Below are 12,715 nucleotides of genomic sequence, written 5' to 3' on the forward strand. Positions count from 1 at the left end.
ATGACCTATCAAGACATCCAATTCGAACTGGCCGACGGCATCGCTCGCCTGACGCTGAACCGCCCGGACAAGCTCAACAGCTTCACCGCCAACATGCATGGCGAAGTGGCGGATGCGCTGACGCGCGTCGAAACCGAAGGCGCGCGCGTGCTGGTGCTGACCGGCGCCGGCCGTGGCTTCTGCGCCGGCCAGGACCTGAGCGAGCGCAAGCCCGCGCCCGACGGCACGCCGCCCGACCTGGGCGAGACCGTCGACAAGTTCTACGCGCCGCTGGTGCGCCGCCTGAACGCGCTGCCGATGCCGGTGGTGGTGGGGGTCAATGGCGTGGCGGCGGGGGCGGGCGCCAATCTGGCCTTCGCCGGCGACATCGTCATCGCCAAGGAATCGGCCAACTTCATCCAGTCGTTCTGCAAGCTGGGCCTGATCCCCGACACGGGCGGCACCTTCGTGCTGCCGCGCCTGGTGGGCCGCGCCCGCGCCATGGGGCTGGCCATGCTGGGCGACAAGCTCAGCGCGCGCCAGGCCGAGGCCTGGGGCCTGATCTGGCAATGCGTGGCCGACGACGCGTTCGACACGACCCTGGAAAACCTGGCGCAGCATTTCTCGCGCGCGCCGACCAAGGGCCTGGCCTTCACCAAGCGCGCCTTGCAGGCCAGCCTGGGCAATGACCTGGCGACCCAGCTGGACCTGGAGCGCGACATGATGCGCGAACTGGGCCGCAGCGCCGACTACGCCGAAGGCGTGGCGGCCTTCCTGGGCAAACGCGAACCGCAGTTCAAGGGGCAATGATGAGCAGCACGCACGTTCCGCCCGTCGAGGCGCCGACGGATCCGCAGGAACTGGCGCAGGCCGTGGGCACGGTGATGTACGCCGGCGACGCGGCCTCGCAGGGCCTGGACATGAAGGTCGAGGAAATGGCGCCGGGCTATGCGCGCCTGAGCATGCGGGTGCGCCCCGACATGCTCAACGGCCACAAGACCTGTCATGGCGGTTTCATCTTCGCGTTGGCCGACAGCGCCTTTGCCTTTTCCTGCAATTCGCGCAACGTCAGCACCGTGGCGTCGGGCTGCACCATCGATTACCTGGCCCCCGGCTTCGAGGGCGACCTGCTGACCGCGGTGGCGCAGGAGCGCTCGCTGGCCGGGCGCACCGGGGTGTACGACGTGACCGTCACCAACCAGGACGGCCGCAACGTCGCCCTGTTCCGGGGCCGATCCTATCGCATCAAGGGGCAGATCGTCGGCACGCCGGCCGAGGCTTGAACGCGTCAACCAATCAGAGACAAGGCCACCGGCCGAGGCGGGCGCGCGGCGCGTCCCCCGGCACGGAGGGTAGAGCATTCCAGGAGAGAGATAACCATGTCCAACACCATGAGCAAGCCGGGGCTGGACCCCATCGAGCATGCCAGCCAGGATGAGCTGCGCGCGTTGCAGCTCGAGCGCCTGAAGTGGTCGCTCAAGCACGCCTACGAGAACGTGCCGCACTACAAGAAGGCGTTCGACGAGATCGGCGTGCATCCGGACGACCTGAAGCAGCTGTCCGACATTTCGAAGTTCCCCTTCACCACCAAGAAGGAACTGCGCGAGAACTATCCGTTCGGCATGTTCGCGGTGCCGCGCGAGCGCATTTCGCGCATCCACGCGTCCAGCGGCACGACCGGCAAGCCGACCGTGGTGGGCTACACCCAGCGCGACCTGGACAACTGGGCCAACCTGGTGGCGCGCTCGATCCGCGCGGCCGGCGGCAAGCCCGGCGACACGGTGCACGTGGCCTACGGCTACGGCCTGTTCACGGGCGGCCTGGGGGCGCATTACGGCGCCGAACGCCTGGGTTGCACCGTCATCCCGATGTCGGGCGGGCAGACCGAAAAGCAGGTGCAGCTGATCAACGATTTCCGTCCGGACATCATCATGGTCACGCCCTCCTATTTCTGCAATATTCTGGAGGAGCAGCGCCGCCAGGGAATTGATCCGCGTCAAAGTTCGCTGCGCATCGGCATCTTCGGCGCCGAGCCCTGGACCGGGCAGATGCGCGCCGACATCGAGGCCGAGGCGGGCATCGACGCGGTCGACATCTACGGCCTGTCCGAAGTGATGGGCCCGGGCGTGGCCAGCGAGTGCGTCGAGACCAAGGACGGTCCGGTGGTGTGGGAAGACCACTTCTACGCCGAGATCATCAATCCGGATACGGGTGAGCCCGTGGCGGACGGCGAGCCGGGCGAGCTGGTGTTCACCTCGCTGACCAAGGAAGCGATGCCCATCATCCGCTACCGCACCCGCGACCTGACCCGCCTGTTGCCGCCCACCGCGCGCAGCATGCGCCGCATCGGCAAGATCACCGGCCGCAGCGACGATATGCTGATCGTGCGCGGCGTGAACATGTTCCCGACCCAGGTCGAGGAACTGGTGCTCAAGATCGCGCAACTGGCCCCGCATTACCAGCTGGTGCTGTCGCGCACGGGCAATATGGATGAGCTCGAGATCCTGACGGAAGTCCGCGCCGAGTTCGCGACCCTGTCGGACGCCGAGCGCGCGGCGCTGGGCAAGCAGCTGCAGCATGCGGTCAAGACGCACATCGGCGTCAGCGCCCGCATCCAGGTGTCGGACGCCGGCCACGTCGAGCGCACGCTGACCGGCAAGGCCCGACGTGTGATCGACAAGCGCCCCAAGGGCTGAGCGCGCTGCGCGTCCCCGCCGCCGGCAACGGCGCGGGGCGGCCACACCGCCATGAAAAAAGCAGCCCTCAGGCTGCTTTTTTTTGCGCCGTCGCTGCCCGCCGGGCGCGCCGTCAGGCCTGACGCGCCACGGTCCGCACGATATGCCGATACCAGAAGTGCAGCAGGGTGGCTGACAGCGCCAGGCCCACCATTGCCATCAACCACATGCTGCCCGCGCCCTGCGGCGAGCCCGGCACCAGGATCTCGCGCAGCCCGTCCAGGCCGCCGCGCCACGGTCCGAAACCGAACCACCAGCCGCCGACCAGGCCGACGCCGGCCAGCGCCACCGTCTGCAGCAGCAGCGGCACCACCGCGACTTTATAGGCCCGCAGCAGGTACGAGTTGATGCACTGCATGGAGTCGAACAGGTGGAACAGCGGCAGCACCGCCAGCAGCGTGGTCGCCACCGCGGCCACCTGGGGATTGTCGGTGTAGGCCGCCAGGATCAGCGGGCGGCCGGCCAGCAGCACTACCGCGGTCAGCAGGGCGCCCATCAGCCCCAGCGCCAGGCCCGCCATGCCGGTGCGGTGGGCATGCGCGAGGTTGCCCGCGCCGATCGCCTGCGCCGTCAGCGCGGCGGTGGCCACGCCCAGCGCCATCGGCATCATGTAGCACAGCGCGGCCAGGTTCGACATGATCTGGTGCCCGCCGGTCACGAAGGTGCCCTCGCGCGCCACCAGCAGGGCCATGAACGTGAAGGCCGAGACTTCCACCAGATACGAACCGCCCATGGGGATGCCCAGTCGCAGCAGTTCTTTCAGCGTCTTCCAGTCGGGCCGGCCGACGTGCAGGTGGAAGCGACGGTAATAGCGGTCGTGGGTGATGACCCACAAGCCCAGCCCCAGGCTCATCCACGACACCACGGCGGTCGCCAGGCCGGCGCCGGTGGCGCCCATCGCCGGCAGGCCCAGGCTGCCGTAGATGAACAGCCAGTTGAAGAAGGCCTTGAAGCCGATGGCGGTGAGGTTGATCGCCATCACCAGCTTGGGCCGCGACACGGAGGTGCCGAGCGCGTAGATGGTGCGGAACACCAGCGCGGCCGGCAGCGCCAGGATCAGCGCCCGCAGGTACGAAGCGATGCGGTCGCGCACGCCGGGATCGACGTTGCCCGACATCGACAGCCAGAAGTCCGGGAACAGCATCAGGATGCCGCCCACCGCCGACAGGCCCAGTGCCAGCCACACGCCCTGGCCCCAACTGCGGCCCACTTCGCGGTTGTTGCCGGCGCCGAAATGCTGCGCCAGGATCGGGATGAGGGCGTGCACCACCCCCATCAGACCCACGAAAACGGTGATGTAGATCGAGGCCGACAGCGCCATCGCCGCCAGGTCGTTGGCGCTGGCGTGGCCGGTCATGGCGGTGTCCAGCACGCCAAACGAGATGCCGGCCCATTGGCTGACCAGGACCGGCCAGGCCTGTTTCGCGATGTTGCGCAGGGTGGCGCCGAAACCGGGCACCGCCGGTTGGGCGGGCGTCATCGGGTGGGGCCGACTCGCAGCAGGCGGAACACTTCCTGGCGGTCGGCGCGGCGGCCGCCCTGCCACAGCACGTCGGCGCTGTCGCTGTAGGCGGCGGTGTTGTCGCGCAGGCTCTGGTTGGTGGTCTGCTGCAGCACCAGCGTGCACTTCGAATCGAACGTGAACGTCAGGTTGTTGAAGATCAGGAACGAGGCGCGCTGGCCGCTGCCCAGGCTCAGCCCGCGCACGCATTCGCCCGGCCGGAGGTTCTGCGCCACGGCCTGCGCCAGCTCGCCCGATACGGTGCGGTAGCTGCGGGCGTAGTCGACCGCGGGCTGCCACAGCAGCACCAGCAGGATCCAGGTGACCGTCAGGCCGCCGGCCGACAGCACGGTGCCGCGCCACAGCGCTTGCGGCTTGACGCGCAGGCGCCAGACCACCAGCGCGATCCAGCCGAGCGTGAAGACCACCGCCAGGGCGAAGGCCACCCAGGAGATGACGGGCTCATACCCGGTGGTCTGGCGGCCGATGTTGCGAGCGATCTGCGCCGGCCAGTGGAAATGCAACGCGATCCAGCCGAGCCACGCGGTGGCGGCGGTCAGTGAAAAGCACATCACTGCGAACCAGTCCAGCGTGTTGACCACGCCGCGACGCAAGGTCGGCAGCGAAAAGGCGCCCAGCACCGCGCAAGGCACGGCCAGCAGTACGTATTCCGAATCGCTGGCCTCGTCCAACCCGAACAGCACGAGGGCGGAACAGATCAGCAGCATCAGCGGCAACCAGATATGCGGCGCATAGATCCAGGCGCGCCAGCGCCAGATGGCCAGCAGCGCCAGCGGCCAGGTGGGCCACAAATACCAGGGCAGGTCACGCAGCGTGCGGCCGAGGTCGTGCCAGGCGGGCACGGCGAAGGACGCCAGGTTCCAGGTCTTCCAGTTGCGGATCCAGTATTCGCTGGCCTGGCTGGCCGGAATCCACCAGGCCAGGATCAGCGCGGCGGCCAACGCGGCCGCCCAGGGCAGCCAGCGCTTGCATTTCCAGAGCGGGCCGCGCGGATAGAAGGCCAGCAGGGCGCCGACCATGATCGGCAGCGCGCCGATCCAGCCGCGCGTGAGAAAGCTGGCGGCCAGCGCGATGCCCAGGGTGGTCGAGCCGGTGACCGGACGATCGACGGTACGCGCCAGCGAATAGAAGGCCAGCGCCTGGCACGCCATGATGGCGGGCACGACCGTGGTTTCATGGGTGCGCTGCAGGATGCCGACCGTGGCCAGCAGCAGCAGCAGCGCGGCGTCGGCCAGCATGCGGCCGTAGTCGCGCGGTTCCGGCTCGCCGCCGAAGGGCAGGGCCAGTGGCTGCGCTTCGGCGCGGCGGCCCAGCAGATAGGTGCCGTACCAGACGCTGGTGGCGGTGATGCCGAACCAGAGCAGGTTGGGCAGGCGGCCGGCGGTGATGTCGCCGATGAAAGGGCCGAACAGCCAGATGCAGATGGCGCCGACCCAGGTGATCAGCGGGCCTTCCTCGGCATGCGCCAGGTGCCCCACCTGCGGCAGCAGCCAGGTGATGCCACCCTCGCGGATGGCGGTGATCATGGTCGCCAGGCCGACCGCGTCGTCGGTTTTCCACGGGTCGCGCATGAACAGGCCGGCGACGATGTACGCCAGCGCCAGCCCAAGCAGGATCAGCCTGGGCAGTTTCGCGGTGGCCACGGACGTCAGCCGGGCCGGAGTGGAAATGGAAAGTGGGGACACGGGCGTTAATGTAACCGAGAGATCGGGAAGCGCCAGCCCCTGGTTGGTCGACAAGCAGGGTCAGGGGAAAAAAAAGCAGCCCGGAGGCTGCCTTTTTGCTGTGACTCCCGTGGGAGCAACAGGATCAGGAAGCGGACTTGACCGTGCCAGCGGTGCGGGCGAAACGGGCGCGGAATTTTTCCACGCGGCCGGTTTCGACGATACGCGTCTGGGCGCCCGTGTAGAACGGGTGCGATTCGGAGGTCACGTCGCACTTGAAGAGCGGGTACGTCTTGCCATCGAGTTCGATGGTTTCGCGCGTCTGGACGGTCGAGCGGGTGATGAACTTGCTGCCCGTTTGCAGGTCGGCGAAGACGACTTCGCGGTATTCGGGGTGAATGCCTTCTTTCATGGTGCTTTCCTAGGACTCCCCCAGGGAGTCATGTCAAAAGTTAGGGTCGCCAGCACGAACCGCTTTCAGGCGTTCCTGCCACGTATCCGAAAAGTAACTGTGCATTCTAGCATGGGAATCACGGGGCGGCCCAGGCAATCCGGGCGGACCTGCCCGGATGCCCATTCAGGGACGGATAGGCGCCGGATCAGAGGTTCGTGCGCAGTTTCCAGATCTCGGGGAACAGCACCACTTCCAGCATGCGCCGCAGGTAGTCCACGCCCGAGGTGCCGCCGGTGCCGCGCTTGAAGCCGATGACGCGCTCGACCGTGGTGACGTGGCGGAAACGCCACAAGCGGAAGGCATCCTCCAGGTCGGTCAGCTTTTCGCCCAGCTGGTACAGGTCCCAGTAGCGGTCGGTGTCGCGGTAGACGGTCAGCCAGGCCTGCTCGACGCCATCGGAGGCCAGGTAAGGCTGGGTCCAATCGCGTTCCAGGCGGTCGGCGGGGACCGTCACGCCATGCCGCGCCAGCAGGCGCAGGGATTCGTCATACAGCGAGGGCGCCTCGTAGGCCTGTTGCACCTGCGCCAGCAGGTCGGCGCGATGCGCGTGCGGCTTGAGCATGGCGGCGTTCTTGTTGCCCAGCAGGAACTCGATCTGGCGGTACTGGTAGCTCTGGAAGCCGCTGGAACGGGCCAGATAGGGCCGCAGGGCGGAGTACTCGGGCGGCGTCATGGTCGCGAGCACGTCCCAGGCATGGACCAGCTGCTCCATGATTTTGCTGACCCGGGCCAGCATCTTGAAGGCGGGCTGCGGGCGGTCGGCCGCCAGGTTGGCGATGGCGCCGCGCAGCTCGTGCAGCATCAGCTTCATCCAGAGTTCGCTGGTCTGGTGCTGCACGATGAACAGCATCTCATTGTGCTCGGGCGACAGCGGGTGCTGCGCGCCCAGCAGCTCGTCCAGGTGCAGGTAGTCGCCGTAGGTCATGTCGCGCGCGAAATCCAGCTGCGCTTTTTCCTCGTGGACGATGTCTTCGGGGCGTTGGTTCTGGCTCATGCCTGGCCTCCCTGGCAGGGTGGGGCCGCGCGGCGGGCGGAGGCGGGCAGGCTGCGCCAGCCGGAAAATGGCAGGCGGGCGCAGGCGAGCGCCATGCGCGGGTCGTACGGAATGGTCATGGTCGTGCTTCTTTCGAATGGGGCGGTCGGCGCAGCGGCGGCGCCATCATTGCGCCGCGGCCCGCACGGTCCGCCCGTGGCCGGTGTTTCAGCCCAATTCGCGCAAGACGGCGCGCACCGGGCTGGCGTCAGCCTGGATCAAAGCCAGCGGCAGTGCGATCAGTTCGTAATCGCCCTCCGGCACGTCGTCGAGCACCAGGTTCTCCAGTACTCGAATGTCGTGCCGCAGGATGGTGTGATGGCTGTCCAGGGTCTTGCTGGACGCGGGGTCGATGCTGGGGGTGTCCAGCCCGATCAGCATGACGCCGCGTTCGGCCAGCCATTCGATGGTTTGCGGCGCGTAGGCCGAAAAGTCGTCGGTCCACCATTCCTGCGCGGCATGCTTGGCGGTACGCACCAGGATGCGAGGCGGCAGATTGTTGGCGGCGTGGAGCAGGTGCTCCGGGGTGATCAGCGGGCCGCAGTCGATCGCGTGGATGACGCGACAGGGGCCCAGGAACGGTTCGAGCGAGACCGCGCCGATGGCGGCGGCGCCGTTCTGGTAGTGCAGCGGCGCGTCGGCGTGCGCGCCCACGTGCGGCGACAGGGTGATTTCGCTGACGTTGACGGGGCAGCCGGGCGCGAGCGACCACTTCCATTCCTGGCGATACGGGGTATCGCCGGGGAACACGGGCGAAGCCGTGGAGACGGGAGGGGAGATATCCCAAAGGCGTTTCATGGAGGGCGCGGGTCGCGAAAAACGGAATCGGGAAAGCGGAATTAGGTTAAGCCTAAAGCAATTTCGGGCCGTAGTCTAACGAATTCCCGTGGCGCGCGCAGCCCCTCAGATGCGGCCCAGTTCCGCCATCGAGGTGACCGTGTCGCCGGCGATGATGAGGTGGTCGATCAGGGCGACGTCCACCAGGGCCAGCGCCTGTTTCAGGTGGCGGGTGAAGGCCTGGTCGGCGGCGCTTGGCTCGGCCAGGCCGGAGGGGTGATTGTGGGCCACGATCAGCGCGGCGGCATGGTGCCTCAGGGCCTCGCGCACGACTTCGCGCGGATACACCGAGGCCTGCGACAGCGTGCCGCGCGCCAGTTCGCCGCTGGCGATCAGGCGCAGCCGGCTGTCCAGGTAGAGGGCGATGCAATGTTCGACCCGGCGGTGGGCCAGCGTGACCCGGCAGTATTGCTTTACCCGGGACGGGTGGTCGAGCGTGCTGTCGCGCGCCAGTTCCTCTTCGACAGCGCGCTTGGCCATTTCCAGTATGGCCGCCAGGGCGCAGGCCTTGGCGGTGCCCAGCCCCGGCAACGCCTGCAGTTCCTCGGGGGTGGCGCCCAGCAGCCCGCGCAGGCCATGGAAGCGGTCCAGCAATTGGCACGACAGGTCCAGCACATTCAGGCCCGGCACCCCCGTGCGCAGGGCGATGGCGAGCAGTTCGGCATTTTGTAACGCCGACGCCCCCAGGCGCAGCAGGCGCTCCCTGGGACGGTCGGCTTTTGGCACCCGCGCAGACAATTTCATAAGAGGCTCTAAAATCAGGGTTTACTTACTGTCTGAATACGGTGGCAGATCTTGAGCATCGCCTCTAACGAAGTGAACGTTTTGGTCCGTCCGGACTCCTACCTGACGCTGCACTACCGCATCACCCTGGCCTCGGGGCCGGGCGAGGGGTCGGTATTCACCGACACCTTCGACGGCCGTCCGGCGACGTTGCAACTGGGTAGCGGCCAGTGGGCCCCCGGCCTGGAAACCGCCTTGCTCGGCAAGGCCGAAGGCGACCGGTTCAGTGTCACGCTCGAGCCGGCCGATGCCTATGGCGAGCGCAACCCCGAACTGATCCAGCGCGTGACGCGCAAGATGCTGGCCGAACACGCCGGCGCGGACGCCACCTTCGAGCCGGGCGACCTGGTCGAATTCGCCGCGCCCAATGGCGGGCGCTATTCGGGCGTCCTGAAGGAAATCAACGAGGAATCGGCGTTGTTCGATTTCAACCACCCGCTTGCGGGCGTCCGTTTGCGAGTCGACGTGGCGCTGCTGGGAGTTCTCTGATGAGCCAGGTTGTCCCCGTCACCGCGGCCGACGCCGAAGTCGTGCTGGCACAGCCGCGCGGCTTCTGTGCCGGCGTCGACCGTGCCATCGACATCGTCGAGCGCGCGCTCGAGTTGCATGGCGCGCCGATCTACGTGCGCCACGAGATCGTCCACAACCGCTACGTGGTCGAGGACCTGCGCGCCAAGGGCGCCATCTTCATCGACGAACTCGACGACGCGCCCACGGGCGCGATCGTGGTGTTCTCCGCCCACGGCGTGTCCAAGGCGGTGCGGGCCGAGGCCGAGGCTCGCGGGCAGCAGGTGTTCGACGCCACTTGTCCGCTGGTGACCAAGGTGCATATCGAGGTGGCCCGCATGCGCGCGGCCGGGCGCGAGATCATCATGATCGGCCACAAGGGCCATCCCGAGGTCGAAGGCACGCTGGGCCAGGCCCAGGGCGGCATGTACCTGGTCGAGACGGTCGAGGACGTGGCCGGGCTGCAGGTGAACGATCCCGAGAACCTGGCCTACGTCACGCAGACGACCCTTTCCGTGGATGACGCGGCGGCGGTATCCAAGGCGCTCAAGGCGCGTTTCCCGAGCATCGTCGAGCCCAAGAAAAGCGATATCTGCTATGCCACCCAGAACCGCCAGGACGCGGTCAAGGTGCTGGCGCCGGAATGCGACCTGGTGCTGGTGGTGGGCAGCCCCAACAGCTCCAACTCCAACCGCCTGCGCGAAGTGGCGGACCGCAAGGGCGTGGCGTCCTACCTGATCGACGGCGCGCATTCCATCGACCCGGCCTGGCTCGAAGGCCGCAAGCGCATCGGCGTGACCGCCGGCGCCTCGGCGCCCGAGATCCTGGTGCAGCAGGTGATCGCGCGGGTCAAGGAACTGGGCGCGGTGTCGGTGCGCACCATGCCGGGCCTGGAAGAGAACGTGGCGTTCCCGTTGCCCAAGGGGCTGTCGCGCAAGGTGGCGCAGACCGAATCGCTGGAATAGGCGCGGCCCCCGTCGCGGGCGCCGCCAAGGACAAGACTCGAGGAGACTTCATGCAGTTGTACAGCTATTTCCGCAGTTCGGCCGCCTATCGCGTGCGCATCGCCCTGAACCTGAAGGGCCTGCCGTACGAATACCTGGCGGTGCACCTGCTGAAGGATGGCGGCCAGCAATTGTCGGCCGACTATCGCAAGGTCAACCCGACTGCGCTGGTGCCGACGCTGGTCGACGGCGACGCGGTCATCGGTCAATCGCTCGCCATCATCGAGTACCTGGAGGAAACGCATCCGCAGGTGCCGCTGCTGCCGGCCGACGCCATTGGCCGGGCGCGCGTGCGCGACCTCGCGCTGGGCATTGCCTGCGATACGCATCCCTTGAACAACCTGCGGGTGTTGAAGTACCTGAAGCATACGCTGGGCGTGGACGAAGCCGCCAAGACGGCCTGGTATCAGCATTGGGTGCGCCAGGGATTGGAAGCCCTGGAAGCGCAACTGGCCGGGTCGTCCGCCACCGGCAAGTTCTGCCATGGCGACACGCCGACCATCGCCGACCTTTGCCTGGTGCCGCAGGTGGCCAACGCGCGCCGCTTCGAATGCGATCTGGCCGCGATGCCCACGGTCGTGCGGATCGATGCCGCCTGCCGCGAGTTGCCGGCGTTCGACGCCGCCGCGCCGGGCAAGCAGCCCGACGCGGAGTAAGGCTGGCGGCCCCGCGAGGGGCTCCGCCAGCCTTAGCCGAGCTGCACCGGCACGAAGATCTTGTCTTCACCGCGCTGCACCAGAAGCGCGACCGTCTTGCCGGCCTTTGACAGCGCATCCTTGACCTGGCTGATGTTGCGCACAGGCTGGCCGTTGAGCGACAACAATACGTCGCCCGGCTGGATGCCCGCCTTGGCGGCCGGGCCGGCCGATTGCTCGATCAACAGTCCCTGCGTGCCCGCCGCTTCCTGCTCCTGGGGCGACAGCGGCCGCAAGGCCAGGCCGAGCTGGCCCTTCTGCACGTCGCGGCTGTCGCCGGCAGCCTGCGTCCGGTCCTTCGGCATGCCGCCGAGCGTGGCCACGACTTCCTTGGGAGCGCCGTTGCGCCACAGATCCAGCGTGATCTTTTCGCCGGGCTTGGCCAGCGTGATCAGCGAGGCCAGATCGCCCGACGACACGATCGTCTTGCCGTCGATCCTGCGCACCACGTCACCGGGCTGCAGGCCGGCCTTTTCGGCCGCGCTGCCTTTTTCGACGCTGGAAACCAAGGCGCCGGACGGCGTGTCCAGCTTGAACGAATTGGCCAGGTCCTGGTTGACCTCCTGCACCGTCACGCCCAGGCGTGCGTGCTGCACCTTGCCGTGCTCCAGGATCTGGTCCTTGATCTTGTACGCCACGTCGATCGGGATCGAGAACGACAGCCCCTGGAAGCCGCCGGTGCGGCTGTAGATCTGCGAATTGATACCGACGACTTCGCCGCGGTCATTGAACAGCGGTCCGCCCGAATTGCCGGGGTTGACCGCCACATCGGTCTGGATGAATGGCACCGAAGTGTCGTCCGGCAGCGAACGGCCCTTGGCACTGACGATGCCCGCCGTGGCGGTGTTTTCCAGGCCGTAGGGCGAGCCGATGGCCAGCACCCATTCGCCCACCTGCAGCTTGTTGACGTCGCCGATCTTGACCACCGGCAGGTTCCTGGCGTCGATCTTGATGACGGCCACGTCGGTCTGCGTGTCGGCGCCCAGCACCTTGGCGCGGAATTCGCGACGGTCGGTCAGCTTGACGGTCACCTCCTTGGCCCCTTGCACCACGTGGGCGTTGGTGAGGATGATGCCGTCGTTGCTGACGATGAAGCCGGATCCTTCGCCGCGCACCGGCACTTCGCGCGAGGGCATGCCGCCGCGCGCGCCGGGAATCTGCCCGAAGAACTGGGCGAAAGGATCGTCGTCGTCGTCGTCGGACACTTTGCGCGTGCCGCTGATGCTGATGTTGACCACGGCGGGGCCGTAGTCGCGCGTGATCTGGGCAAAGTTGGGGGCGACCATCATGGGGGCGCCCGGCGTGGCGGCGCTGGTGGCCGCGATCTCGGCGGCAGTGGCGGACGGCGCGCTGGCCGCCATCGAAACGCCGCCGAACGTGGCGGCGGCGCCCGCGCCGCCAATCGCGCCGGCGGCCAGCAGCGCCAGCACCAGGCGCGAGGGTTTGATCTGCGAAGTCTTCATGTCGGCTCCTGCGTTCATGTGTGGGGACATGGCGCTATC

Annotated in this window: 13 protein-coding genes; 6 read left to right on the top strand and 7 right to left on the bottom strand. The window is 67.5% G+C overall.

The genetic code is table 11. The features are described from left to right. The 3 genes from paaG to paaK all read left to right on the top strand — a co-directional run bounded on the left by paaG (position 1) and on the right by paaK (position 2,675). On the top strand, positions 1–789 hold the full coding sequence (gene paaG / locus ACUTAG_RS23585; protein WP_006388305.1) for a 2-(1,2-epoxy-1,2-dihydrophenyl)acetyl-CoA isomerase PaaG: 789 nt from the start codon (positions 1–3) through the stop codon (positions 787–789). Continuing rightward, a complete protein-coding gene (paaI, locus tag ACUTAG_RS23590) occupies positions 789–1,262 on the top strand; it encodes a hydroxyphenylacetyl-CoA thioesterase PaaI (RefSeq protein ID WP_026382792.1) in 474 nt (157 codons plus the stop codon). The genes paaG and paaI overlap by 1 nt, the downstream gene beginning before the upstream one ends. A 96-nt stretch (positions 1,263–1,358) precedes the next feature. Next, positions 1,359–2,675, top strand: coding sequence for a phenylacetate--CoA ligase PaaK (gene paaK / locus ACUTAG_RS23595; protein ID WP_020924561.1), 1,317 nt, complete (start codon positions 1,359–1,361; stop codon positions 2,673–2,675). A 112-nt stretch (positions 2,676–2,787) separates the two neighbouring features. On the opposite strand, the gene ACUTAG_RS23600 is transcribed toward paaK, so the two are convergent. From ACUTAG_RS23600 to radC, 6 genes are all read right to left on the bottom strand, one after another. Beyond that, positions 2,788–4,194, bottom strand: coding sequence for an MATE family efflux transporter (locus ACUTAG_RS23600; RefSeq protein ID WP_148316499.1), 1,407 nt, complete (start codon positions 4,192–4,194; stop codon positions 2,788–2,790). Further along, positions 4,191–5,921, bottom strand: coding sequence for an ArnT family glycosyltransferase (locus tag ACUTAG_RS23605; protein WP_045952802.1), 1,731 nt, complete (start codon positions 5,919–5,921; stop codon positions 4,191–4,193). Before ACUTAG_RS23605 ends, ACUTAG_RS23600 begins: the two co-directional genes overlap by 4 nt. Before the next feature lie 124 nt (positions 5,922–6,045). After that, complete coding sequence (locus ACUTAG_RS23610; protein ID WP_006388310.1) at positions 6,046–6,312, bottom strand: type B 50S ribosomal protein L31; 267 nt, start codon at positions 6,310–6,312, stop codon at positions 6,046–6,048. A 187-nt stretch (positions 6,313–6,499) separates the two neighbouring features. After that, entirely contained in the window at positions 6,500–7,348 is an 849-nt protein-coding gene (kynA, locus tag ACUTAG_RS23615; protein WP_006388311.1) for a tryptophan 2,3-dioxygenase, read from the bottom strand. A gap of 207 nt (positions 7,349–7,555) precedes the next feature. Next, the gene (gene kynB / locus ACUTAG_RS23620) at positions 7,556–8,185 is read right to left on the bottom strand and encodes an arylformamidase (RefSeq protein WP_006388312.1); all 630 of its coding nucleotides are present in this window, start codon (positions 8,183–8,185) and stop codon (positions 7,556–7,558) included. Positions 8,186–8,290: 105 nt separating this feature from the next. Next, positions 8,291–8,968: a RadC family protein gene (gene radC / locus ACUTAG_RS23625; RefSeq protein ID WP_006388313.1), complete on the bottom strand. Its 678-nt coding sequence runs from the start codon at positions 8,966–8,968 to the stop codon at positions 8,291–8,293. Positions 8,969–9,019: 51 nt separating this feature from the next. Here radC and ACUTAG_RS23630 point away from each other — a divergent pair, with 51 nt between their 5' ends. Genes ACUTAG_RS23630 through maiA form a run of 3 tightly spaced genes read left to right on the top strand, consistent with a single transcriptional unit; the run spans position 9,020 to position 11,174 of the window. Continuing rightward, on the top strand, positions 9,020–9,496 hold the full coding sequence (locus ACUTAG_RS23630) for an FKBP-type peptidyl-prolyl cis-trans isomerase (protein WP_006388314.1): 477 nt from the start codon (positions 9,020–9,022) through the stop codon (positions 9,494–9,496). Further along, complete coding sequence (gene ispH, locus ACUTAG_RS23635; RefSeq protein ID WP_006388315.1) at positions 9,496–10,479, top strand: 4-hydroxy-3-methylbut-2-enyl diphosphate reductase; 984 nt, start codon at positions 9,496–9,498, stop codon at positions 10,477–10,479. Before ACUTAG_RS23630 ends, ispH begins: the two co-directional genes overlap by 1 nt. A 50-nt stretch (positions 10,480–10,529) precedes the next feature. Continuing rightward, positions 10,530–11,174 carry a maleylacetoacetate isomerase gene (maiA, locus tag ACUTAG_RS23640; protein ID WP_006388316.1) on the top strand — a complete coding sequence of 215 codons (645 nt, stop codon included), beginning with the start codon at positions 10,530–10,532 and terminating at the stop codon, positions 11,172–11,174. 32 nt (positions 11,175–11,206) lie between these two features. Here the strand turns inward: maiA and ACUTAG_RS23645 are convergent, their stop codons facing one another. Continuing rightward, positions 11,207–12,676: a DegQ family serine endoprotease gene (locus ACUTAG_RS23645; RefSeq protein WP_054505056.1), complete on the bottom strand. Its 1,470-nt coding sequence runs from the start codon at positions 12,674–12,676 to the stop codon at positions 11,207–11,209. Positions 12,677–12,715: the final 39 nt, after the last annotated feature.

The sequence above is a fragment of the Achromobacter sp. CSND-B12 genome, assembly GCF_052906545.1.

What these genes read in the sequence shown, in the direction of transcription:
- paaG (WP_006388305.1), top strand. Translation starts at nt 1, where the DNA reads ATGACCTATCAAGACATCCAATTCGAACTGGCCGACGGCATCGCTCGC.
- paaI (WP_026382792.1), top strand. Translation starts at nt 789, where the DNA reads ATGAGCAGCACGCACGTTCCGCCCGTCGAGGCGCCGACGGATCCGCAG.
- paaK (WP_020924561.1), top strand. Translation starts at nt 1,359, where the DNA reads ATGTCCAACACCATGAGCAAGCCGGGGCTGGACCCCATCGAGCATGCC.
- ACUTAG_RS23600 (WP_148316499.1), bottom strand. Translation starts at nt 4,194, where the DNA reads ATGACGCCCGCCCAACCGGCGGTGCCCGGTTTCGGCGCCACCCTGCGC.
- ACUTAG_RS23610 (WP_006388310.1), bottom strand. Translation starts at nt 6,312, where the DNA reads ATGAAAGAAGGCATTCACCCCGAATACCGCGAAGTCGTCTTCGCCGAC.
- kynA (WP_006388311.1), bottom strand. Translation starts at nt 7,348, where the DNA reads ATGAGCCAGAACCAACGCCCCGAAGACATCGTCCACGAGGAAAAAGCG.
- kynB (WP_006388312.1), bottom strand. Translation starts at nt 8,185, where the DNA reads ATGAAACGCCTTTGGGATATCTCCCCTCCCGTCTCCACGGCTTCGCCC.
- radC (WP_006388313.1), bottom strand. Translation starts at nt 8,968, where the DNA reads ATGAAATTGTCTGCGCGGGTGCCAAAAGCCGACCGTCCCAGGGAGCGC.
- ispH (WP_006388315.1), top strand. Translation starts at nt 9,496, where the DNA reads ATGAGCCAGGTTGTCCCCGTCACCGCGGCCGACGCCGAAGTCGTGCTG.
- maiA (WP_006388316.1), top strand. Translation starts at nt 10,530, where the DNA reads ATGCAGTTGTACAGCTATTTCCGCAGTTCGGCCGCCTATCGCGTGCGC.
- ACUTAG_RS23645 (WP_054505056.1), bottom strand. Translation starts at nt 12,676, where the DNA reads ATGAAGACTTCGCAGATCAAACCCTCGCGCCTGGTGCTGGCGCTGCTG.